The following is a 24724-nucleotide window of genomic DNA, read 5'->3' as shown; positions in this document are numbered from 1 at the left end:
CCGCCGCCTGGCGGCCCTCGTGATACGACGATGTCAGGTCGTGGTGGAACGGCTGATGCGCAGGTCTTCTAGCGTGCGCGGCACAATCACGTTGTCATGGTGGCCCATCGGACTGGGCAGGAAGCCAAGCACCTCATCGGTCTCAGTTTCCATAACCACAATCGCAGACGCCGTGTTCTGGTAGCCGGAGAGCGTACCGATCACGAACTTGCCGTCGTACGTCATCGCCAACGTATGCATGTCGGGGCCGAGGTCGACTTCCTTCAGCAATTCCCAGTTGACCGCGTCGATAACCGCGATACCGTTCGGGGTCGGGGACGGCCACCACATCGTGACGTACAGCTTCTTGGCATCCGGCGTGAACACCATGTGGAACGTGTTCGGGTAAGCGCCACGCCAGTCCGGGCTCTCGACAACGGCTTTCTTGTCCCACTGGCTAGGATCGGAATGATCCGAACTGTCCCACACCATGATGTTGTTCTGGCGCAGGCTGTTCATAAACAGGAAGCTCTTTCCGTCGGGCGAGAAGCCCGCCTGGTGACCGGCGCTGACAACCTCCGGTATTTCCACCGTCCAGGTGTCGTCGTCGACTTTGACCAGCTCCAGCTGAGAAGGCGTGCCCTTCGGTCCGGAAAGAACCGCCACCGGCACCTCCTTCTCGCGGTCAAACACGACACAGACACCCGTCAGCCGCAGGGAGGCGACAGCCCACTTGCCCCGAGGGTCGAATACCAGGGCATCGTTCGCGCAGGCATTGAGCGGGCGATCACCAGAGACCTTGCCCTCTTCGATCTGGAGCTCGCCGCCAGGCACCAATTCCCAGTCAATCTTGTTGCCCTTTGATCCCTGCAGGTCATAGCGGCCGTCAGCCAAAGTCGGCTTCAGGCGCTTGATCGTCATTACGCCACCATCGAGCCAAGCGCGTTCCAGTTCCTTGACGTTGGGATCCCAGTCGAAGTACCAGGCATACCGCACCTTGTCGGTTTCACGGTCGAATTCGGCACAGATGTCCTTCTGGCCGTCGCCCACCGCATAACCATCCGCCTCGGGGTTAACGGTCACGTGTACACCCAACCCCAGACCACTGACCTCAGCGGCATCCCGCTGGAGGTTGATGCGCGTACCGTCGTACTGCATCCGGTAGATCTTCATGCCCTCGCCCGGCTCTTCCACTGTCGCGGGCACACCATAGATGAACAGGTTCTTCCCGCCCTGTGTGTTCACAACGAACTCGAACTCCTTGTAGGGGTCCGGGGACGGGAAGGCGGCCATGTGGTGCATGATTGGGCAGGTGTCGCCGTAGTTCCATCCAGCCAACCACGCCATCGTCCACCCGGTGCTGAGGTCGGTCGCAGCGACGGTGCCGGAGAACTTGCCCGGTGCCAGCAGTACGTATTCGCCGAGCTGGTCGTAGAAGTCCTGAAGCTTGATGTACTTGCTCCCGCTACGACCGAACATTTGAGCCTGAGCGTCCTGCGTGACCATTCCGCGGACACTTTCGGGCAGGAACGGGGCGGCAGCCGTGGCCGCGAACGCGGCACCGGTCCCGATCCCGACAGACTTCAGGAACTTGCGGCGGGACTCGGATGGGCCGGTTGCTTCGACGTGACCTTCAGTGGTCTTCGAGGCGATATTCGGATCAGACGGACCCTTGCCGTCAGTATGGTCGGAATTGCTCATGATGACTCCTCCAAATGAGTGATGTACTACCGATTAGCACTGGTGGCCGTTTCTAATGCCGTTCAACCGGCGACCAACAGACCGCGTTCGTTGCGGTGCCCTAGGCCCAGCGAAATTCATGCCAATCGGTCTACATCGCGTCGTTCGGTGGTTTCCTTCCGAGCACATCTCTATCGCCACGTTCCGGCCTGAAACAGCTTGTTCCATTTCGGGCCAGCGGTCCGCCTGCCGGAACGAAATCGGAACAAATGCGAGCGCCGGTCTCCTGCAACAAGCCGGTACGTCCGTTAGGCACGCTTTTCGCATGCATACCACCTACCCGCGGCGTCGGGGCTCGGCACCCTGATATCGGCAGCCGCAGCCCAGCACGCCAATTCGATCTACAGCCAGTGGAGGTGAGAGATGTACGCAGTGAGACTAAAGTTGTCGCGTCTGGCAGTGGTGATGCTCGCCACCGTTGGATTACTAGGCGCTCCTGGGGCGGCCGACGCACATGCCAACCTGCGTGCGGCTATCCCCCCCGAAGCCATCGTCGGCAACGGTGCGATCCAGGAGGTGCGCCTCGTCTTTAGCGAGCCAGTCGTGAGCCGCTTCAGCACATTCCGGTTATTTAGGCTGAACCTACCCGAGGAGGGCCTGCGGAACTTGGCCCAACTCAACACCCTGGCTTCGGAGCTGAACGCGAACCCCGACGATACGGTTCACGACGAGGTATCAGTTGAGAGCGATCTATCGTCGCAGGCCGCGGAAGTTAGCCTGAGTACCCGCGCACCGCTGCCCGCCGGGGCCTATGCTGTCATTTGGAAAGTACTTTCCTCGGACGGACACACGACCACTGGATTTCACACCTTCGTGAATGTAGGTGATGCGAAGGCGAGCAAGTAACCCGTGGAATTCACCTGGACAACGCTGGTGCTGGTGGGGCTTGTATTCCTGCTATCGCCGGGGTTCTTACGCCACGGAATTCTTCCTGCTTCGGCGCCAGACCACGTAGTCAACGGCCGCCGGCTCCTTCCATGGGCGGGCGCTGCGATGCTCGCAGCAGGCACCGTGGGCGAGGTAGCACAGGTCGTGTGGACTGCTCTCGGGACCATCGACCTGACGATGACCCTGGCGTACGTCACCGAGACTCGCCATGGGAGAGTGAGCCTGGCCCGACTAGGGCTCCTCGCCACATTCCTCGCTGCATGGCTTCTTCTACCACCGCTATGGCGCCGGATCGGTTACACAGTCGTGGGCTTGGCGCTCGTACTAAGCGTGAGTCTCACCAGCCATGCGGCTGGGGAAGGACGGTATTTCCTGGTGGCGGCCGACGCTGTCCATCTCGCGGCGGTCGCGGTATGGGTGGGCACGGTGGTATCTCTGGCCCTGATGCCTGTATGGGAGTTGCAGACACCACCACCATGGCTAGAGGCAGCCATTCACCGTACATCAGCCGTAGGGCTGGTCGCCGTGGCCGCAATCGTACTCACGGGGGCCTATGGCGTCTGGACCCATTTCTGGAACCCAATGCAATTGTTCGGAACACCGTATGGGCAAGCATTAGTGATCAAACTGATAGTAATAGCGCCCATCCTGGGACTGGCTGCACTTAATCGATGGATACTGGCGCCAAAGGCCACCGATCATGGCCAGATCAGGCAACTCGGATGGTCCATCCGTATCGAAGCGGCTCTCCTCATACTGGCGCTAATCGCTGCCGCCCATTACGTCACTCGATCGCCACCCGGGGAACCTTCGACTCTCCTCGAACCTGTTGAGGTCGAAGAGGCTCTCGGACCCTACTACATCCATGCCGTCTTTCTTCCCTCGACACCGGGGTTCCGGCTGCAACTCGAAATCACTGACGACACGGCATTACCAGTGGCGGCCGAGCCCGAACCGCGACTGGTGCTCGATATGATCGACCATCGCATGGTGCCGTTGCAGCCTGCCGTCGAGCCTATCGGGATCGGCGAGTATCAGGCCCATGATGTTTTCACGATGCCGGGCCGCTGGCAGGCCCGCCTGGAGATAGGCGACGATGCCCTGACTATTTTCCTCGACGCGAGGCCGTAAATAACTATCCCAAGATGGGCCAAACCGACGGCCCCTGCATCGTCTGGCTCCTCTTGCGCGAAATCCTCTTGCTTCGTCCGCCACGGCCACTTATGCACCCGCTGTTCCAACCGACAGACGGGTCCGAGACACGACGGCCGTGGACCTGCTCACCCCTCGGGGGAACCCAATGAAGGGCATTCCCCAATCTCTCAAGCCAACATTCTGACTGACTGGAGAAAGAACTATGGGAATCGGCGGTATTAGTGTCTGGCAGCTGGTGATCATTCTCGTGATCGTGCTCCTCCTTTTCGGTACCAAGAAACTTCGCAACGCAGGAGGTGACCTCGGCAGTGCCGTGCACAATTTCCGCAAAGCGGTGAAGCACGAGGATGGCGGAACAGCCCCGGATACCACCAGCAACGCCTTGCAACATGAGGAGCAGCCCCAAACGCGAGAGGGCGAGGACAGCGCCGAACCACTGAACCAACCCCGCGAACGGGACTGAGCGCCGACCCTTCATCACACCGACCACGTGCGTTCAAAACGTGCTTATGAGGGGGAATACCAAAAGTGGCCAGCGGGCGCTGTGACGACGATAACCGCCATTGTAACCTGGCCTTCACAATGCATTGCGTTGTCACAGCCTCCACAGTGCCAGTGCTGACTGGCTGGAGGTTCGCATACGAGTTCTCAGTAGCCCCAGCCGTAGCCGGCACCCGTTGAGGGTTGACGCAGCCGAATCATCCTCTCGCGCCACGGGCAACAGTATGCCTCGCCCGGGCCTCTGCCCCTCTTGCCCAGCCATACTCTCCCAATCCCGCGCTCTCGCATTCCACAGATGGGCCGGCTGGATCCTGGCATGGTCGCCACCATTGCGCCCCCATTCTGATCGTTCCATATGTTTCACCCTGGAACACTCAGTACCAACGATGGAACGCGTATGCCGCGTTTGCCCCCCAAACCCACATACAAAATTCGGCGCACCTTCTACCTTCGAGATCGTCCGCGTACCGACACGTCATAAGTACTGATCGCATCGTGATGGGCGCGCCATTCGATGGAATAGTAGGCACAGAATCGAGCACCCTACATGGGGCGCTACGCCATGAGCCAAAACGCGATTCTCGAAATGTCCGCCCGAGGGGGCTGCGTCTCAAGTCGCGGACTAGCTTCGAGGACGCTCGACACCCCCGAAAGCTGTGTTCCGGGTAGGTCTATGAGGCACTGCCTCCAGCACCCACAGTCACGCACCCCCGACGTACCACGTCTACACCTCCACCGTTCACGACGCCTCCCTAACCTCATCAAGCAGGTGACCAACAAAGGGCGGAGGCTGGCACGCTCATTGCATCTACCTCCTGTAGGGCGGCTCGCTTAGACGTCGGGAAACCCCCTCCTCCACGCACGGGCTCTTGGCGGGTCACCCTACAACACCAAGGAAAACCTATGCGGATAGTTCTAACGTCTTGTCACCTTAAGGGTGCGCCGGTAACGCAACCTGCTTAACTAGAACCCCACGGCAGACCCGAATCCGCCCAGCACCGAAGGTGTTGTTGACATTGTAGTTCTCCTCTTTGCTTGCCCTGAGCCCCAGGGCAAGCTCTTTTTAAGGAGAAACTAATGTGGATTTTTTGTTCAGATCGTCCATCGATCTCTATAGACCACGAAATCTATTTATCAACAAGAGAATGAACTATTAAACAATGAAAAAACACAGCCAATAAACCCGGATTCTTTGGATTGGCGACTCCGTCATCCAGCGCCGACACATGAACCGGATTTACAATCCGAAGGAGGCTAGTAATGAAGATACGTACGCAGGTCATGGGGCTAGTTGCCTCGCTTGTCGCGCTCAGCGCGGCACCCACAGTGTCCGCCGACCTCAATGACGAAATTACGCGCGGTCAACTCATGGCTGCCTCATGCCAGGCATGCCACAACGCGGCCGGAGCTAACAAAGGCATACCCAATCTGGCCATGTTAGGGGAAGACATCATTGCAAGTCAGATGCGCGCGTTCCGTGACGGGCAACGTGAGGCGACAGTCATGAACCGTCACGCAGAGGGCTACAGCGACGAAGAAATTGACGCTATGGCGGCGTACTTCGGAAACCAGTAAAAGGAGAACACCATGAATCATTTGACTCGACGTCGTTTCCTCAAAGCCGCCGGAGCTACGGGGGCTGCGACCTTCGCAGGCACAAGTTTTGCCGCTGACAACTCGCACGGCAGCAACGGGGCACACATCGTGGTCGTTGGCGGCGGTTCCGGTGGTGCCACAGCGGCCAAGTACATGAAGCAGTTTTTACCTCAACTCCGCGTTACGCTAATCGAACCCAACGCGACGTACTACACCTGCTACGGCAGCAACTGGGTTCTCAGCGGCCTGGCGTCCATGGACGACATCGCCCACACGTATGACAGCCTGCGCGACAATCATGACATCAACATAGTCGCCGACCGCGTCACCACGGTCGATCCCGATAGGCGGCGTGTCCACCTGCAAGGAGGCGACTCCATCAGCTATGACAAACTCGTCATGTCCCCAGGGATCGACTTCCGCTATGACGCTGTCGACGGCATCAGCGAATCCGACGCCAGCGAAATCCCTCATGCTTGGAAAGCGGGCGACCAGACTCGTCTTCTGCGAGATCAGCTGGAAGCCATGCCGAACGGTGGCGTCTTTGTGATGGTCGCCCCACCGAATCCGTTCCGCTGTCCGCCGGGACCGTATGAGCGTGTCTCGCTCATCGCGCACTATTTCAAGGAGCAAAAGCCACGCTCCAAGATCATCGTGCTTGATGCCAAGGACAACTTCTCCAAGCAGGGTCTTTTCGAGGAAGGCTGGGCACAGCACTACGGCGACATGATCGAGTGGCGAGCTGCTTCGGACGGTGGCCATGTCGAAGCGGTAGACGTAGCCGAGAAAACTGCACGGGCTGACAGTGGCTTCGAACGCGTCAAGGCCGATGTGATGAACTTCATTCCTCGCCAACAGGCCGCCCAGATCGCCCACGATGTCGGCCTCACCAACGACCAAGGCTGGGTCCCGGTCAACCAGCAGACCTTCAAGTCGGAGATGGACGACAACATTTATGTGCTGGGGGATGCCAGCGTGGCGGGCGCGATGCCGAAGTCCGGCCACTCGGCCAACAACCAAGGCAAGATCGTCGCCGCGGCGATTGTGCGCGAATTGATGGACCAGGAGCCGCTCAATCCTTCCTCGGCCAACACTTGCTACAGCCTGGTCACCCCAGAACACGGTATCAGCGTAGCAAACGTCTATCGATTCATTGACGGGACTCAAACGGCTGAGGGTGGGGGTGTTAGTCCCTCCGGAGCCAGCCCCGAATTCCGCGCCAGCGAGGCCGACTACACCCGGGCTTGGTACCAAGGCATCACTCAGGACATCTGGGGCTAGCTGCTGGTAATGCCTGACTCTATGGGCCTCGAGAAGGCATTCCTGCCCCATAACGATAAACCAAGCCCGGCCGCGTCGTTCGAGTGCACATTGCTTCGATGTGCTGCAGCGACCTCTCAACACAGGGAGACAAACGTGATTGCAGAACAATGGCGTCGCTTCGCGGCCGTGGGTGCTCTCACCGTGATGCTGTCAGGTGCAGCGCACGGTGAGAACGCCGTTCGTCTCGACCCGGTGACGGTGACCGTCACCGGGCAATTGTTTACGTCGACACTCCCAACCACCGATGACACGGCAGCCGAATTGGAGCGCGTCCCGGGCGGCACCTCCCTAGTAGACCTTGGCACAGTGCGCGAGGGACGCACCGCCAACTTGGAGGACGCCTTGGCTACCACACCCGGCGTCTACGCCCGCAGCCGCTTCGGCCAGGACGAAACGCGACTTTCCATCCGAGGCTCGGGGCTCACTCAGACCTTCAACAACCGCGGCATCCGGCTCCTGCGCGATGGTCTTCCGGTAACCGAGGCTGACGGCAACACTCGCAACCAGCTCATGGACCCGCTGACCTACGACCACATGGCCGTCTACCGGGGTGCCAACGCCATTGGATATGGGGCGGCCACCCTCGGTGGTGCCATCAACATGATCTCTCCCACAGGCTACGACAGCCACCCGTTCAGCTTGCGCGCGGAATCGGGTAGCTTCGGCTACCGCCGCCTCCAGGCCAAGGGCTCCACAGCGAACGAGCACACCGATGCAGTAGGTACGGTCACCGGTTCGTGGCAAGATGGCTTTCGCGACAACAGTCGCCAGGAGGCGGTGCGCGCCTACGGCAATGTGGGGTTTCAGCACAACAACCGCAGCCAGACCCGCCTGCATTTGGAGGCTCAGGAACACCAACTGGAGCTACCAGGCTCTCTAACGCGGAACCAGCTCCGCGCCAATCGGCTCCAGGCAAACCCGGATTTCGAGAATGCTAATGCCGCCCGAGATTTGCGGTTGTGGCGCGTCACCGCCCACCATAAGCACCAGTTGCGGGAGGCCGACCATCTCGACCTGGGTGTCTTCATGCAGGACCTCCGTATGGAACACCCCATGCCATTCTTCGACTTGGACACGTCCCGCCAAGACATAGGCGCGAGCGCTCGACACACAATTGAGTCCGGCGCCAACCGATTCACTTGGGGCACCCTCGCCGTCACCGGGCGCGAACGGGCGGATGACCACAGTGACGGCAGCCGCGAGCGCTCAACGGCTAGGACCGTGGAACTCTTCGCCGACAACCACTACGCGGTCACTGACGCCACCACCCTCATGGGCAGCGTACAGCTCGCCTGGGCCCGGCGCGAAGTGAACGTGACCCGCGGTGATGGCGATGGCGGGTCCCGCCATTACCACTCCGTGAATCCACGTATCGGCGCGCTTCATGACCTGCCCGGCGGCATGCAGTTGTTCGGGAATCTCAGCCGCAGCACCGAGGCGCCGGTCATTGGCGAACTGGTTGGTCATGGCGGCGACTTGCTTGACCAGCAGACTGCCGACACCGTGGAATTAGGTGTACGCCGCAGTGGGAACCGGTGGTCCGGCGAACTGGCCGTCTACCACGCCCGTATTCGCGACGAGATCTTGCTGTTCGAAGACCCGGACAACCCGTTCCAGCCTGCCACCCGCAACGCCAAGCGCACCGTCCACCAAGGCGTGGAACTGGGTCTTGGCCACCAACAGGGTGTTACAGACACACTCACTCTTGAAAAGAAACTCACCTACACTTACAACGACTTCCGATTTGACGGAGACCCCGACTGGGGAAACAACCGCCTGCCCGGTGTCCCTCGCCACATGGCACGGCTGGATCTACGCGCGCGGCACGCGAGCGGCGCATACGCCGGCCCGGTGATCGAGGCCGCCAGCGGCTACCCGGTGGACTTCGCCAACAGCGAGGATGCAGACAGTTTTGTTATCTGGGGTATTCGCGCCGGCTACCGTAGCCCCAATGGCTGGCGGGTGTTCGTGGAAGGCCGGAACCTTGGCAACCGAATCTACGCGGCCAATACCAACATCGTGGACTCCGCTGAGCCGAATAGCGCCGTCTACAATCCCGGCGCTCCGCGCTCGATCTACGGAGGTGTGGAATGGACATGGTGATTCGCTGCCTGACCGGCGTGAGTGCGGCCATAGTGCTGGCGGCATGCGGGAACGCAGAACCGGAATTCCAGAATGTGCTGTTCGATGCCGGCGGCGACGTCGTGAGCCTGGGCGTCACTTCTGACAACGACCGACTCCACGCCACCTGGGTAGAGCTGAAAGACGACACCGCCATTGCCTACCACGCGACCAGTGACAATGGTGGACTAGACTGGTCGGACCCCGTGGCCATCGAAACCGGCCACCCCCCCCCGGATCGTGTCCACCGCAGCAACGACCTGCGGATCGCCGCCGCAGGCAACCGTCTGCTAGTGGTCTGGCAGACCTCAGGCGACGGCTTCGCCGGCAGCGGCCCAATGGTGATGGCCCGGTCCAACGATGGCGGCAAACAGTGGGAACCGACCACCACCCCGGTCAAGGGGGACGGCACCGGGAGCCACGGCTTTTTCGCGCTATCCCGGGCCCCCAACAATGTGTTCCACATTGCCTGGTTGGACAGCCGAGACGGACAACAGGGGGTGCACCATGCGACCAGTATCGACGGCGGCCAATCCTGGTCCGACGTAACCACCCCGCGGGATACGACGTGTCAATGCTGCTGGAACAGCCTGGCACACGCCGGTGACGAGACGATGGTGCTGTATCGTGGCATCGAACCCCGAGACATGGCTGTAGCGGTGACCGGCGCCGGCGACGCCGGCTGGCGTGGGCACTCCCGTGTCGGCCAATTCGACTGGTACGTAGACGGCTGTCCCCATGTGGGCGGAGGACTCGCCACAGATAACGACGGCCTGTTGCATGCCCTTGTATGGACCGGTGACGATAACCATACGGGTCTTTACCACCTGCATCGCAACCATCGCGGCGAGTGGTCGACTCCTGAGCGACTGGGACGCCCCTCGGCTCGCGCCGCCGATCTCACTGCCACCCCCAACAGCGGACTGCTCGCCGCGTGGGACCACGGTACCGCGGATCACAGCATCGGCGTGGCCCGATACCACAACGGTACCTGGTCCACCACTTTTACCCTCGGCAGGAATGCCCATCGCCCGAGGTTTCCTTTGGTGACAGCCGCTGGCGACGCCATCCAGGTCTTCTGGACCGAGGACCGGGAGGATGGTACACGGACCTGGCGGATCACCCGGCTACCACCCCCATAGTCTGCAATTTCGCTCCCCAGAGCACCGTAGGCGTCCGAATGGGGTTTATGCGTGACCACTTTTGTGCGGGTCGCCTTAGTAGCGATCCATAGGCCCGCGCCCCATCGCCCAGCAGCCAACTAGGGAGCGGCTCTGCTCATAGAACGGCATGGGGATGTGGAAGCCGGGACGAAGGCCTTTCAGCGATCTCACCTTCCCGGCACAATGAGTTCCTTGGGGTGATCGGGGCCCCACCGGCCGCAGATGAGCAACGGGCGCGATTCCCGAACAGCTGCTACGCGACGGCCCGATCCAGATAACCCCTGACGCGCAACAGTCCCTGCAATCCCTCACGGCTGACGACTTCGACCGGGGGGCAGCCACCGAACGCACGGTTGTGCGTCTTCATCCAGCGATAGGCCTTATCCCGCTCATGCGGAAACAACAGGCGCAGGTTCTTGTGGATCCTCAGGATGTGGCCCGCACGATCCAAAGCATCGCGCTCATCCGGCAGTGGCTCCCCTCCGCGATAGCGCGAATGCGCGTCCACATCGCCCGGCGCATGGCCCAGCATCGCGAGGGCTTCGTCCGTTTCGAGACCCCAGTGATCAAACGCCTGCATCACCATTTTCGCCAAGGCGCTTCGGTCATGAGCCGATACCTCTGAGTGCGCTGAATCCGTCATACAGCCTCCGACTCCTTCTGCAGCCCTTTTCGCCTGTTACGAGAACACTCCGTGCTCGATCCGGTGCAGAACCGTTTCGACCATCTCCACACCCTCATCCGAGTCCAGCAAATCGATCGGCGCCGCCTCAAGAACCCGGTTCCTCGCCCGCATCCAGTGTTCTGCTTTTTCCGGATCCTCAAAGATCACTGCCGCCTTCTCGCGAATACGGGCTACGCGTGCCTCAATTTCGTCTTGCTCTGCCACGGATCCCTTCCCTAGTGCATCTCGACGAGGGTTCCCTCAAAGGTATCACTACCCGGTGTACATGCGCTCACAACGGCAGCCTACCTTAGACACCTTGCCCCAGCGCCACAGCCGAGTCGTTAGCCGGAACTTGTCGACGCGCCGCGCTCGCCATTACCGCGCCAGCCCGTCCCCAGTTCACCCGCTCCCTTCACGAATACACGCCATGCTCGATCCGGCCCAGGATGACCTCCACCCTGTCGGCGCCCTCCTCCGTGTCCAGCAGATTGATCGGGGCATCGCCGAGCACGAGATTCTCTGTGCACATCCAGTCATCGACGATTTCCTGGGTGTCGAAAACCGATGCGGCTTTCTCGCGGATCCGGGTGATGCGCACTTCGACTTCGCACTTATTGGCCATCGCTGCCATCCTGCCTGAGTGCCCGTTCCGGGCTTATTCACCAAGGTAGCACTACCCCACGGCCTGAAGCCCCTTCAGGCAATCGCTTCGATCAATCCGGGGTCGCCTTCGGCTGGGCGGTTCACGCGAGTCGAAACGGGGTGATAGACCAAGGCATCCGGGTTCAGACGGACGGTCCCGTCTCGGATCGCCTCACGTTCCGTCCGATCAGAGTCGAGCCAGTCCCAGCGACACGCGGCATCTAGTACCAGCGGCTTGCGGTCATGAATGTGCGACAGTCGCTCTGACGCGGGTTCGGTGATGATCGCGCAGCAGGCGCCGCCATCTGCCATGGGTTCCCAGATGCCCGCCATCATCAGGATGTCCTGCGGTGCGTCCTCGGCCAGGGCGATGTAGTACGGCTGCTTGCCGTCATCGGTCTTGCGCCACTCGTACCAGCCATCGGCCAGCACGATGCATCGCCGATGGGCGAATGCGGACCGAAAATACGGGCTGGTGGCGACCTTTTCGGCCCGGGCATTGATCGTGCGAGGGCCGTCCCCTACCCGTTTCGGCCGAAAGCCCCAGAACATCGGCTGGAAGGCGGCCCGCTCCTCCTCGCCGGCGCGGAACGTTTCCAGGTCAGTGCCGGGCGCGACGTTGTACCGAGGCGCATCGAAACCCTCGTCGACCGGCGCCTGGAAGTACCGCATGCCGAGTTCACTCGTCGCGCTGTAGCGCGTCATACGTCCGCACATCACGTTGCTTCCTATCGAAAGGGCATGCCCTTTGGCAGCGCCACTATGCACCCGATCGTGTTCCTTAATGCCGCCACTCGTTCAAATTGACCGGCATTAGGAACAATTTGCCGTGAAGCGGAGATCATTCACTAAGGGCCTTTGATCTCGTACGCAAGCGCAACCCTTGCCGGCCGAGGGACTTCGCGGCTTTGGACATCCCGAGCGTTTCCTTGACCAAACTCGTCCTTGACGGCGAGCCGTGTCCTCACCTCGTTCGCCTCACACATGACCGCGTGGAGGCAGCCCCATGGTCACTACTACATCAGGATGTTTGATGGCCCCCCTCAACTGAGAGTGCGGCTAACGCTGCGCGAGGAAGACTGACCGATGTCATCGCTTGGGGGGCACTACGGTATAACGGCAGGACAGCACTGGTGTCCGCGACGAACGTCAGTAGCGTTCGGAATCCCGCGCTGTACGAACCGTAACAACGGCGGTTTCCCGCATGGCCGGCAAGCCCTGTCGCAGGTCGGCACGGGAACGAAATCTCGGGGGATCCCCGGCAGGTTGAACCACGCGAGCGACGGGCCGACCTCGACGCAGAATGCATACCTCCCCACCCCGTTCCACTTCTTTCAGGATGCTGGAAAGCTGTTCTCGCGCGTCGCGGACGTCAATCTCTTTCATGTTGCCCCGGACCCTATGTGTACTTCGTGTACACATGAGCCTACTTCAGACCAAGCTACGGCGGCAGGTGCTGGATCCAAAGATTAGATGCCTACGACTGAAATTGGACAGCCGAGGCACGCACAGAGCTGCCTGAAATCACTTGACCACTACAATTACACGAGAAGCTCTTCCCTCGAGATCGGTATCGAGGGCGCCGCTTCAATACCGAGGCGGACACGATCCAATCGCGTTTCAAGGAGTCGAACGACCGTCGAATCACCGATACGCACTGTCTGGTCGGCATCCTGTTGCACCGTATGCCCAGGTGCGCTCACTGCGAGACGTACCTGCTGCTCGCCGATCAAAGCAAAGACATAGATGTCTTCACCGATTCGGATTCCTTCCCCATCGGAACGAGTAATTACCAGCACCATTCCCTCCTTGGCCGCTGTAAGGCTCCAAATCCATAGAACCCATTGTCTGGTCACCCGAGCACCGCTCAAATCCAACGGCCGCCCCAAGCGACTGCCATGCCAGTCGCCCGCCGAGTATGTCACCCTCCATTCTGGAAAAACCACCCCACTCGAGATCGACGCAGAACGCATCCAAGCCAGCTTAGATTTGCGAACCCCGACCGACTCTGATCGGAAAGATGACAGATCCGATTTCACGCGTTATGGTCGGAATCGAGATTAGATGGTGCGCTCTCAAGGGCTAGGAAGGCCCGGCCACCGTCTGGAATGAAAGGAAGACGCATGGACGCGCACACTCTCCGCAGCCGCCTTGGCTGCGGCACATCGTATAGCAACCACGCCTTGCACAACGCTCCCCACGGTGGGCGTTTCCCTGCGCGAATCATCGGAGCGTTCCGATGACCGCGGGGCCGCGTCATTGGGCGTCCGCGAGCTCGATGGAAGCTCGCTCCGAAGGCCTCGCGGGACTCGCGCAACTCGCGGGATACCCGCTGTTCCCAGTCCCGATCACTAGCATCGATGGCGTTGCCTATGGCGCGAACATCGCTCGGGTCATGCGGCGTACGCTGGATACATACGGCCCACGACTCCCCAAGCACTACGCCCACTTGCTACGCAGCTTTTCGGACGAGATCGAAGCCCTCAACTCCCCCTACGAGTCACACGACCGCGACCGTCCATTCCAGGGCCTGAGTCATAGCGCGACGATCGTCGCGCCCTTCCTCATCGAAAACCACGGCGCCGATACTCTCGTCGACGCCCTTCGCCTATGGCTCTTGTCCGCGGTATACCGGCTCACCGCCAATGAGACCCGGCGTGGAACCGGGCCTTTTCTGAAAAGTCTGAGCCAGCAAATCATTCTCTTGGACCGCTCCGGGGAGCCACACCGGAACGTGACCACCTACATCCACGAACTCCACTCAGGCCGCAAAATCCGGAAGGCAACAGCCGAGCTATTGGCAACCCATTTCGGATTTACGCGGGCACCATCGCGAGCGCTCGCGATCGACACCCTGACATCCATACGCCCCTCACGGCCCATCGACCTGGTTCATGGGGAGGTGGCGACAGCAGCGCCGGACACATCACGACCCCTGAGTCCCGATACCTCGGACACCTGCAGCGCCGAGGCGCCCGAACCTGAGGGCAAACCCGACCAGGAAGAATCCACCCCGAAGCATCTGACCAGTTACCTCCAGCGGTACTTCACCTCTCTCGTCCCCGACACCGAGGGGTGCCTCTCGACAGACGAAGCACGCGCTCTTTTCGATGTCCTGACCCGCAACGTGATCTGGGGCATCCGCGATCAAGACGACCTGTGTGACCTCGTGCTCGCGCTCATGCTCACTACCTCACGCGACGCTTGTAACATCATCCATGCGTTAGCGGGCCTGCAGGCGGATTCCGGGCTACCCCGCGACCATGCCCTGGAAACGCCATGCGGGGCAGCGAATCCCATATGGATGACCATGCATGGATGGTGGTCGACGCCGGGCCGCGGCCTTGAGTACTCCACAGCGGAAACCGATGGCCCCTATCAGGTTGATCATTCGAACGACCTGTATCTGCCTCACGCGGACACCATACGTCAGGCCCTTTCGGTGGCATCTCGCACCCGCATCGCTGCCCAGAGCATCACGCGGCAGGCGCTCGAGCAGCGTGTTCGCGAGCACAAGGCGACCGTCCCATCGGTGTCCCAGGAACGCATACGCCGGACGCTTCCTGTCCTCTTGATCATGGTCACCGGGCATCCGCGGACCTCGCAGATTATCGAGGGTACCGATGGTTTCGGGTCGGCGGCAGCGACTGCGTATTACGCGCCCCTACAGTCGAATTTGGCAAAGACCTATGCCGATGCGCTGCGCCTAGCCGATATCGTCATCCATACACCCGACCCTCTTCCCGGTGAGGACGACCCCAGAGTGGGCGCCCCTCGTGCGGCACTCGATGGAGAGGGCATTCGAACGTCCTTCGCTGGAGCCAGGGAAAGCGTACTGAGCGCTCGACGCGCAAACCAGAGTCTTGGAAACCTAATCGCGTGGCACCACCAATTGGTGCTCCACACTTCCCTGATGTATGCAGCAGCAACGGCCCACCGTGCGTCTTACTCGCTGTCCAAGGCCCGTATCACCGACATCATTCGGTTTCCCGATAGCCAGTTCGGAATTGCCTACATTGCCGATAAGCGACGAAAAGGCTTCGACCGTATAGCCGCATTGCCGGCCACCGTACTCGACCAGATCGACCAACTCGTGGCCACTGCAGACGAGTTGCGCTCCCAGCTGCTGACCCAACTCACACCGGCCGCAAGACACGCCGCGAAACAGCTTGAACAAGCCGTAGTGGGCGATGGGCCCTTATTCATCAGATTGGATCCCGACAAATGGACGCCGCGCGCGACAAATGCAGCCGCTCTCGAGACGTTCACCCAACTACCGTTTCGGCTGAGGCGCCTACGTCACTTTTTCGCGACCCGATCACAGGAACTGGGCGTCCCCGAATCCGACATTGCGCAGCAAATGGGCCATCGTATCGACGGCGAGCCTTATTCAGATAGCGACCCTGACTGCCCGTGGCACTTCGCCACACGCATCGGGCCCCATCTCGAGCGCTACCTAGCAGATATAGGGTTGATGCCTATTCCGGTGAATCGTCCGGCGGCGAGTACTCCTGCGCGCTCCCAGGCCATCGCAAACCTCGCCAACACCGATTGCATGCAACCTGCAGATGTCCACCAAAGACGTAAACACCGGCAAACCAAGAAAGAGGAATCTGCACCTCGCTCAGTCATCCAACCGTGCCACATCCACGCGTATCGATTGGCCCTGCAGCTCGAGACGGTCCTGGTCGAGCTATTGGCCGAACATTCGGCCACAGCCGTGGCGAATGAGCAGCACGCACGTTGGGTGGTCGGAGCCGGCCTGCTCCTCCTGCCCCTATGGGGGGTCACCACCCATCCAGCCACCTTGCGACGAGTCGTCACGGATGGACGACTCGTCGACGTGGACGGCGTAGAAGGTTGCGGTGGCCTCGTGATGCCGGACGCCGAAACCATTGGAGGCATCCAGCTGATTACGTCAGATCAAGCGATGGTTCTGCAGCGCACGATCGTCGGTGCGGCCCAGTTCTCACGATCCGAGCTTTGCCCTAATTTACTTCGAGACTATCCCCCGGCGGCCAAACTGCTTGGTTCCACAGCAACACTCGAGGATGTTTGCCATCTAGCCAGCGCTGCAAGACGTCTCACGGCTCCTGGACAGCGCGCGGCGTGGGAACGTGCACATCTGCGCGCCAGCGGCCCGCGGCCTAGTCGATTCCTGGCCATGATGACGGGGAAACGTGTCCGGCCGGTCGAAGAATTATCTCCTTCCGTGGCAGCCGCCAACTCCGAGAATCCCACAGCCTCTGCAAACCCTCGAGGTGCAAAGGAGGCCTATTACTCACTACGACGATCCATCAGAAGATGGGACGCCCAGCGCGGAGCTACCCATCGAATAACCCAGGCATTGGACGACGCACACCGTCTTATTCATGTCGCCCCAGATGGCTCTATCCCGTTCTTGGTCGCCCACGCCGTCCAAGACGAGATCCACAATCGGGGAAAAAAGGGTTCGATCAAACCTTCGTCGGTTGATCGATATATACGTCACCTCGAACCACCCATCCAGAATTCCATCCGGATCATTCAGAACGACACGGGAGAACACCTCGATCACACAGCGTATTCTGAGTTCGTCATTGACGATTGGGTTAGCCTAATCGCCGACGAGATATCTCCCCTTAAGGCGCTGCGCTGGATCGCTCGACGCAACCGAGACCGCCCTGACTCTCTGCCTGCCAACATCAACGAACGACTGGATGACCTCGACCTGGGGTGTGACAGGCCCGCTCGCGCTGGAGACCCTATCAGCGCCGCCGAGCACACCTATCTATTAGGACAGATAGAAGCCGGATCTACCCCTTATCTCTCGGGCCGAACACCACCCGCATCAGTCGTCGCGCCGTTCGCGCTGGCCATCCAGGCGATATTCGCTCTGCGTACGTCTGAACTCACACACCTCACCCTAGCTGACTACTTCAGTGGGCATCACCGCGTCCTCGTAAGGATCCGAGAACGTGTGAACCGCCCACTCAAATCTAATGCATCCATACGCACTGTCGCCTTCGCCCCCAATCAAGATCAAAAGCAGGGGATTACGGAGCTGTCGAAACGCATCCACAATACCCCTCGCCCCAAGACTCCAGCACAACACAATCTGCTCCCCGGCCCACCGTCCATGGGGCCACTAGACTGGATGGCATCAACGCAAATGCGGTTCTTATCCGCCGGCCGTTACATGATGAATACAACAGGGGGAATTCCCTTCCGCCCACACAGCTACCGCCATAGTTATGCGACTGCTCAGATCCTAGCCCTCATGCCGCGTTATTTCGAAGGGCTAGCGCCTAACCTACCGTATGCGGAACCTCGGATCCCTCATGCATCCCGTTGCTCCTTGCGGGCCCAACAGCGCTATGTCTCTCGACAGCTAGGGCACGGACACCCACTCACGACCCTTACTCATTACGCCCACCATATTCCACTCATGACGGCTGTCCGAGACGGATGGGCGCGCCTACCTTCGTCCACCATCGCGAAGATCCTTGGTACCAGCCCAGAAAGTTTGCGCAACAGCATCTCCCGCATGAAGAAGAAACACCGAACACCGCAAAGCGCGATCATTGAAAGGCTGAAGCTACCACCGTTGAAAACGCTCTACGTCATCGACTCCTTTCCAGAGCCTGCTCACATTAGTGCTTTGCCCGGCGGCCACGCTGCCCAAGCGAACTCGGTCTCCATCGACCCCTCAGCCCCTTCTGCTCTGACCGCTCTCGCTCTCACAGCGATCGCGTTCCGCGAACGCCAAGACCCGGAACAGCTCGCTCGTGCGCAAGGCAGGCGTATCGGTACGGTGCGCCGCGACATATCCGCACTTATAGAAACCTCAAACCTACTTGGACTGCATGAGACGTTGATGCCGGACACCCCATTATCCCGGACAAGTCGAACCGCTCCAGTGCTAACCCTCATGGAAGCATTGGCTAACTTGCCCCAAGGCGATCTCCACTCGATCGCACTCAAGCTTTTCCAGTATCGAAATAACGCCAGCAAGACCAAAGAAGCGATGAAATCCCTTCTACCGGACGATCCGACCCTGCCCAACCTTGGCCCATCGCAAAGAAAGATGGCAACCATAATCCTGAATACTTACCTATCCAACTCGGAGTGACTCAAAACAGCATGGACGCAAAATCGAACGACAGAACGATCGAAATTGATCTTTCAAACACAAAAACGCGCGGTCTGCATATAGGCGACCTGCTAAACCTTATTCTTCCCAAGGGGTTTGCCCCGGAAGAATCCCCGAAACAGACCATTATCGATACCCCAGACGAACGCACTCGGATTCGACTAGAGTTCAGAGATAAGAACCAAGTCCCGAAGTACCTTGAGGCTGCGTACAAGACCATTCAGAAACAACACAAAAAACTCCAAAACGCTCGGTCGCCAGAGAAACGCGGTGCAATGCGCGCTCTAGAGCGCCTCACAATCAACGGACTCGAACCCCAAACTGACCAAAAAACGGGCCACATCACCCAGCTGGAACTCCAGGACATCACGAACGAGGTAGAGCTGGATGACCCCGAAGTACACGTCAAGATCGCAGCAACTCTTCCGGGGGAAGGGACGCTCTACACCCAACATTTGGCAAAAGTTCGGCTGCAAGCTAAAGGCCTTTGTGGATCCCTGCGGTTCGTACCAAACCGCCACGGCACAGAAGGCCTTGAGATGCTCTCCTCGCAACAAGAGCTAGCGGTCGTTCGCTCATTGATAGCTCGACTGGAGGAGGTCGCAGCCAAACTGGAAGACGAAGAACAAGACATCACTAACACCACCGCAACCACGGGGTAGGACCCAGCTTGACGCGGCGGAATACTTGCCCATCGGCGACGCGATTGGACTCGCCTCGGCTCGTTAACGGATCAACCTGAACGGTCGTGTCGATCCCTCCCCCAATGTGGTTGCAGTGATTCAGGATACTGAGTGGAGACGGATTCACCGCAGTGCGGACACGAAATCCATTCAACGCCAGGAGCCGGGTGCTCAGCCGTGGTGAATGGGATCCGGCAGCCGCTGCAGAAGAACCAACTTGACCCCAGCGTTTGGCTGCTCCAAGAACGAGCAACCGACGGTGCATTTCGGCCTTGGGGCGGAACCCCATCCGCCGGAGAATGGGCGACGAGGTTTCGCGGCAGCGCTGGAAGGAAGGAATCTCGCTGACGGACTAAACGCTGCTGCGCGTTCGCTTCTCGAATGCGGGTACATAATCTGGCACGAGCCCGCCCACGCGCATGGGCCTCACCATGGTGGAGGATCCACCGGGATCGCTGACCCGCACCGCCCTCCAGCAGGATTCTACGAAGCTCGGCTCGGTCAAGGTCATAAGGCAGACCTGACAGGTCGATCTCAACGGTATCCAATCCAGTCCTGCGCAAGGCCTCGATCTTCTCGTCGGAGCAGAAATGGGTACAGGCGAATTCCACGAGCAGGGGGTAGTCTGCCAGAGAAGTGTGCAGATCCGGGATAACGCTACCCTCTCGACGCTCGGGAAGAATGGCCCCGGAAAGGGAATACTGACCGGACTCGACGACCAATTCACTTTCGACGTGTTCGCTTCCCATCGAATCGTGGTCTCTTACCTCCACGCGATATTCTGGAAGCCAGAGACGGCCAACCTCAGCGATGACGTCCTTCGCGAGGCGGTGTAGTGCGGACTCACCAGTGAAGCCGCAAGGCTCATATCCCACGTCATGCGCGAAATGATGGGCGTTCGTCCCGCCCTTCTTAGCGACCAGAGGGCTTCCACAGCCTTCGCATCGGCAACGACACGCTCGACCGCGCGCCACTTCTGAGATGTAGCGGCGCTCTCCCGTCGTCACGTCTAGACCCCACGGCAAGTCACCCTGATATCGTTCCATCGCTCTTCCCTCATCAATACGCCTCGATATCCCGTATGCGCTACGCTCACGGCCACATGGGGGGGCACGTCGTAGCTGCTTCGGTTGGGGGAAACATGGCGGTTCAATGCGAGGGGAAACACGGTCAAAACCCGTTTTCGGAGGGTTTCGACCTTGGGGTTGCAGCCGGGCTTCTAGGAGAAGAGATCGCCCGGTGGGGTGAGCGCGATAGTCGCCCACTGGTTCTGCTACGAGCGATTTGTTCGCTCGCGAGGAAGGCCGGATCAGGCGAAGCCGCCTGCACGACGTTCGAAGCCCAAGAGATCGCCCAGGCAATCGATCCAGCAACCGGTTTTTGGGGGCACAGCGCTAGTGCACGAGTCTCCACACCAAGCGACAAGGAAGAAATTTCTCGGGCGATTCGCATTGCCTGGAAAAAACTGGAGGGCCGCCACCAGGATGCGATCCACGATGCGTTCCAACGTCTGGGAGCAAAGCGATCTCTGGCGCTGGAGAAAGTCAGCAGCGCAGGTGGGCGACACAAACGAGCCCGATATGGACTTAAGTTCACAGACCTTCCGCAGGGCGGTGCGCAGTATCGAGCTCCGACTGGCGGCATGCGTTACAGGCTCGAAGAGCGGGCACCCGCACTTAGGCTACTTGGACCACTGACAGACGGACTGGGATTGAGCGGTTGGAGAAGCCTCCTCCTTGCCGGTCCACTGACCCTTGTCGCAGCCTACGCAGTCATCGCGGCGACAGTAGCCCTAGTAGCCCTTTGGACTGGGCCATTCACCGGTCAGCACATAGCAACCATCGCCATAACCGCCATTACCGTCATATGGCTGGGAAGGCCCTTCTGGAACCTAGCTCACAACCGCATTACAAGAGCTCCTTGGTGGATGCAGTCCCTGAAGATTGATGAGCCGGACGATCACGTACTGGAGATTATTGCTGCGAAGCCGGGCGCGCCGAACACGCTTCGGATGTCACGGTACCGAGGTGACTGCCCAGTTTGCGGGGGTACGGTTCAACTAGACTCGGGACGCCGCGAGTTCTTCCATCGCCAAGTAGGCCGCTGTCGCCGATCACCGAATGAACATGTGTTTTCGTTCGACCCCGTTACCCGGACCGGGGCGCCTCTTCGCACTCATGCGGAACGAATCGACGTCGGCTAAACAAATTGGCCAGTGCGAACTTTCCGAGAGGAAGCGTCATAAGGTTCTCCGAAGCGGGCGCGCGAGCTTCGAGATCACCCGAAATGGATAAGGCGCCTTAACGCCATTGGCCTTGACCACGCATTTCCTATCGCGCACGACCCAGAACGCTTTTGGCCCTGGCCCCCGAAACCACACTCGCGCTCGCACACCACCTAAAGATCCATCACGCCCGCAGGAATCCCGCGGTTCGAACCTACCGAGCCCGGGGACACCGCGAAGGAGAGCCCTACGCCAGGAGGTCATCCGGGAGACAAAGGCCTGTGCCAGTCCCCGTGACGGCGATCGCCTGATTCGCGGTCGGCGTAACACGCCTCGTCGGCCCCTGTCGGTCTGTGGCGTTATTCTTCGGGGACGGCGATCCCCCGTAGTATCCGACACTTATGGATTTCTTGTGCCATTTGACGCCGCTCTAAAACCCCCTTAGCCTACGCTCACCATTTACCCTTATTCTGGCTACGAACCAGGTGGTCGGAGGTTCGAATCCTTCCGGGCGCGCCATATTCCCGAGAAAGGGCCCCCACATCGGGTGGCCCTTTTTCATTTGTCCGATCTCAAAGGACTCGAACCTCCGATAAATTCGTTGGTTCGATCCCGAGCGTAGCGAGGAACGTGTCGGACACGGGCCGACACCCGGAAGGGCCAGGCGCGCAGCGCCGCCGCTATCCTTCCGGGCGCGCCATACTTCAGAGAGAGGGCATCCAGATCCGGGTGCCCTTTCTCATTTGCAGGAAGCCCCAAGAAACCGAACCGCCGGATGAACGCGGCGGCCCGGCCGACCAAGCAAACAGCCCCTCATGTACCAGACCACTGCCCCCGCTCCCGACTCCATCTCCGGCCTCCGTCCCTGCTGGATGGATGCGCTGATCACACCAAAGGCCTCTACCCGCCTGCGGCACGTCGCCCTGGGCCTGGTGCTGGCGATCGCCCTGCTGGCCGCGGAGCTTGAAGCCGCGGCGGCGGGCTGGATCCTGCTCGGCCTGCTGGGCTCGGTCGCGGTGCTGGCCCTCTCGGTCGATCCGCGCTGGCTCTACCGCATGGCCTATCCGGGCGTGGTCGTACTGGCGGTGGCCGTCGCCGTACCCACCGCCTATGCCGCCTACATCCTGGGTCTGGCCGGGGCCGTCGCACCGGCGACCGTGTTCGCCCTGATCGCCCTGGCGGCCACACTGTTAGGCCCCGAGGAAGGCAGCCGCTGGCTGGAGCGCCGCAGCCGCGAAGAGGACCGCCTGCGCCGCACCTGATCAGCACGGGCACCTTTCCCGCCCCGCCCCGCCAGGCCAGGCCAGCCAGCAGCCAGTCACGTGACGAGCTCCCCTGGAACCATCTGGCACGGTTCAAAGCACCGAAATTGGCGGGTCGATCTCCGGACGCCCCTGGAGCTGGAGCTGGAGCTGAAGATCCCCTGGCGAACGCGTAGCCGAAACCGCAAGCACAAAAAAGCCGGACACCCCGTCAAGGGGATGCCCGGCGCAATCGAACAGCCGAGGCGGGCTAGCCCCAGATGTCGTAGGTGATGCCCTTGTACCAACCTCGGGTGTATTCGGCTTCCCGCTTCCTGAAATCCGCGCTCTCGCCGGAGGGACTCACGCCCCCTGAACCGTCCACACCCGCCTGAGCGCCATCCTTGTATTGATACACAGCCGCAACACTGACCCCATGATCGGGCGTGATCAGGCTGTAGCAGGTGTTGGCGGACGAGGGATCGAAGGGCTCCTGATCCATCAGTTCGCGCACGATCGCCGCGGCGACGATCTTGCCCTGGTTGTTGGCCGAATGACCGGACTTCGGCATGGCACCGGCCACGCTCGAATCCCCCAGTACGTAGATGTTGCCGTCCATCTCCGACTTGAAGGTGCGCTGATCCACCGGGACCCAGCCCTCGTCATTGGTCAGGCCGACATCGTGGGCAATCTTCGCCGCATGCTGATGCGGTATGAAGTTCATCACGTCGGCCTTCACCCGCTCGAAGCCCTCTTCGGTGATCGCCATCTTCTCGCCAACGTCGATCTCCTGGACGTTGCCACCGTCGGACGCACCACGCCACTCGATCATGTCGCCGTAGTGCTCTTCCCAGCCTTCCTCGAACAGGCCCTGCTTGGAGAAGTTGTCCTTGGCGTCGAGCACGATGATCTTGGATTTGGGCTTTTCCTGTTTGAAGTAATGTGCGATCAGCGAGACACGTTCGTACGGCCCCGGCGGGCAGCGGAACGGGTTTGGTGGGGCGACCATCACGAACACGCCGCCATCCGGCATGTCGGTCAGTTGCGAACGCAAGATGCGGGTCTGCTCCCCGGCCTTCCAGGCGTGCGGGATCGCCTCGGCGTCGTCTTCGGAAATCCCTTCGACTGCGTCGTAGCGAAAGTCGATACCCGGCGACATCACCAGCTTGTCGTACTTGATCTCGTCGCCTCCGGCCAGATGGACGCGGCGCTTGTCCGCATCCACAGCCGTCACCGAGTCCGCGACGACCTTCACACCGTGCCGATCACGCATGGCGTCGTAGGTCTGGGCAATGTTATCCATGTCCTCGAAGCCGCCGATCACCCAGTTGCTGCCGTAACAGGTGTGGTAGGTCGAGTTGGGCTCGATCAGTGTCACGTCCAGCCCCGGAGAAAACGTCTTCAGGTACTTGGCGGCCGTAGCCCCACCCGAACCGCCGCCGACCACGACGATACGTGCGCCATTGGAATAACCACCGGCGATTGCGCCACTGACCCCTGTGACGGAAGCCAGACTCGTAATGCCGAACGCCTGCAAGAAGCGGCGTCGATTGAACTGTTGCATGATGGACCCCCTGTTCAGAATCGGGCGAAGTACGACGCCATGGCGTCGATTTCTTCGTCGGTGTAACCCTTGGCGTGACGATCCATGATCGTCGCGTCACGATCG

Annotated in this window: 20 protein-coding genes; 11 read left to right on the top strand and 9 right to left on the bottom strand. The window is 60.3% G+C overall.

The window, feature by feature from the left end:
- Nucleotides 1-33 precede the first annotated feature (33 nt).
- Nucleotides 34-1680, bottom strand: coding sequence for a YncE family protein (locus tag C936_RS0113995; protein ID WP_018649407.1), 1647 nt, complete (start codon nt 1678-1680; stop codon nt 34-36).
- A 402-nt stretch (nt 1681-2082) separates the two neighbouring features.
- Here C936_RS0113995 and C936_RS0113990 point away from each other — a divergent pair, with 402 nt between their 5' ends.
- From C936_RS0113990 to C936_RS0113960, 7 genes are all read left to right on the top strand, one after another.
- On the top strand, nt 2083-2565 hold the full coding sequence (locus C936_RS0113990) for a copper resistance CopC family protein (protein WP_018649406.1): 483 nt from the start codon (nt 2083-2085) through the stop codon (nt 2563-2565).
- Between the two features lie 3 nt (nt 2566-2568).
- Nucleotides 2569-3738 (top strand): copper resistance D family protein, encoded by a 1170-nt coding sequence (locus tag C936_RS0113985; protein WP_038038837.1) that lies wholly within the window; start codon nt 2569-2571, stop codon nt 3736-3738.
- 226 nt (nt 3739-3964) lie between these two features.
- The gene (gene tatA / locus C936_RS0113980; RefSeq protein WP_018649404.1) at nt 3965-4225 is read left to right on the top strand and encodes a twin-arginine translocase TatA/TatE family subunit; all 261 of its coding nucleotides are present in this window, start codon (nt 3965-3967) and stop codon (nt 4223-4225) included.
- A gap of 1298 nt (nt 4226-5523) precedes the next feature.
- Nucleotides 5524-5838 carry a c-type cytochrome gene (locus C936_RS0113975; RefSeq protein ID WP_018649403.1) on the top strand — a complete coding sequence of 105 codons (315 nt, stop codon included), beginning with the start codon at nt 5524-5526 and terminating at the stop codon, nt 5836-5838.
- Nucleotides 5839-5850: 12 nt separating this feature from the next.
- Nucleotides 5851-7140, top strand: a complete 1290-nt coding sequence (locus C936_RS0113970) for an NAD(P)/FAD-dependent oxidoreductase (RefSeq protein WP_018649402.1) — start codon at nt 5851-5853, stop codon at nt 7138-7140.
- A 135-nt stretch (nt 7141-7275) separates the two neighbouring features.
- Nucleotides 7276-9285 (top strand): TonB-dependent receptor domain-containing protein, encoded by a 2010-nt coding sequence (locus C936_RS0113965; protein ID WP_018649401.1) that lies wholly within the window; start codon nt 7276-7278, stop codon nt 9283-9285.
- The gene (locus tag C936_RS0113960) at nt 9273-10445 is read left to right on the top strand and encodes a sialidase family protein (RefSeq protein WP_018649400.1); all 1173 of its coding nucleotides are present in this window, start codon (nt 9273-9275) and stop codon (nt 10443-10445) included. Before C936_RS0113965 ends, C936_RS0113960 begins: the two co-directional genes overlap by 13 nt.
- A 274-nt stretch (nt 10446-10719) precedes the next feature.
- Here C936_RS0113960 and C936_RS0113955 read toward each other — a convergent pair whose 3' ends face one another.
- The 6 genes from C936_RS0113955 to C936_RS0113935 form a co-directional block, all read right to left on the bottom strand.
- On the bottom strand, nt 10720-11052 hold the full coding sequence (locus C936_RS0113955) for an MbcA/ParS/Xre antitoxin family protein (RefSeq protein ID WP_018649399.1): 333 nt from the start codon (nt 11050-11052) through the stop codon (nt 10720-10722).
- A 93-nt stretch (nt 11053-11145) separates the two neighbouring features.
- The gene (locus tag C936_RS0113950; RefSeq protein WP_018649398.1) at nt 11146-11355 is read right to left on the bottom strand and encodes an MbcA/ParS/Xre antitoxin family protein; all 210 of its coding nucleotides are present in this window, start codon (nt 11353-11355) and stop codon (nt 11146-11148) included.
- A gap of 190 nt (nt 11356-11545) precedes the next feature.
- Nucleotides 11546-11755, bottom strand: coding sequence for an MbcA/ParS/Xre antitoxin family protein (locus C936_RS0113945; RefSeq protein ID WP_018649397.1), 210 nt, complete (start codon nt 11753-11755; stop codon nt 11546-11548).
- A 74-nt stretch (nt 11756-11829) separates the two neighbouring features.
- Nucleotides 11830-12480 (bottom strand): SOS response-associated peptidase, encoded by a 651-nt coding sequence (locus tag C936_RS0113940; RefSeq protein ID WP_018649396.1) that lies wholly within the window; start codon nt 12478-12480, stop codon nt 11830-11832.
- A gap of 444 nt (nt 12481-12924) precedes the next feature.
- On the bottom strand, nt 12925-13161 hold the full coding sequence (locus C936_RS14865; protein ID WP_081616872.1) for a type II toxin-antitoxin system Phd/YefM family antitoxin: 237 nt from the start codon (nt 13159-13161) through the stop codon (nt 12925-12927).
- Nucleotides 13162-13316: 155 nt separating this feature from the next.
- Nucleotides 13317-13577 (bottom strand): carbon storage regulator, encoded by a 261-nt coding sequence (locus C936_RS0113935; RefSeq protein WP_018649395.1) that lies wholly within the window; start codon nt 13575-13577, stop codon nt 13317-13319.
- A gap of 476 nt (nt 13578-14053) precedes the next feature.
- On the opposite strand from C936_RS0113935, the gene C936_RS0113930 reads away from it, so the two are divergent.
- The 4 genes from C936_RS0113930 (at nt 14054) to C936_RS0113910 (ending at nt 23076) form a co-directional block, all read left to right on the top strand.
- On the top strand, nt 14054-18886 hold the full coding sequence (locus C936_RS0113930) for a hypothetical protein (RefSeq protein ID WP_231362412.1): 4833 nt from the start codon (nt 14054-14056) through the stop codon (nt 18884-18886).
- A gap of 11 nt (nt 18887-18897) precedes the next feature.
- Nucleotides 18898-19569 carry a hypothetical protein gene (locus C936_RS15065; RefSeq protein WP_018649393.1) on the top strand — a complete coding sequence of 224 codons (672 nt, stop codon included), beginning with the start codon at nt 18898-18900 and terminating at the stop codon, nt 19567-19569.
- A gap of 611 nt (nt 19570-20180) precedes the next feature.
- The gene (locus C936_RS0113915) at nt 20181-20426 is read left to right on the top strand and encodes a hypothetical protein (RefSeq protein WP_018649391.1); all 246 of its coding nucleotides are present in this window, start codon (nt 20181-20183) and stop codon (nt 20424-20426) included.
- Between the two features lie 2260 nt (nt 20427-22686).
- Entirely contained in the window at nt 22687-23076 is a 390-nt protein-coding gene (locus C936_RS0113910; protein WP_018174391.1) for a hypothetical protein, read from the top strand.
- A gap of 250 nt (nt 23077-23326) precedes the next feature.
- Here the strand turns inward: C936_RS0113910 and C936_RS0113905 are convergent, their stop codons facing one another.
- Entirely contained in the window at nt 23327-24619 is a 1293-nt protein-coding gene (locus C936_RS0113905) for an NAD(P)/FAD-dependent oxidoreductase (RefSeq protein ID WP_018862917.1), read from the bottom strand.
- Between the two features lie 14 nt (nt 24620-24633).
- On the bottom strand, nt 24634-24724 hold a 91-nt coding region (locus C936_RS14390; protein WP_038044201.1), incomplete at its 5' end, for a hypothetical protein.

The sequence above is a fragment of the Thioalkalivibrio sp. ALJ4 genome, assembly GCF_000377225.1.
Classification (GTDB): domain Bacteria; phylum Pseudomonadota; class Gammaproteobacteria; order Ectothiorhodospirales; family Ectothiorhodospiraceae; genus Thioalkalivibrio.
Note: the sequence above shows the minus strand (reverse complement) of the source record. Positions and strands in the feature narration are given on the sequence as shown.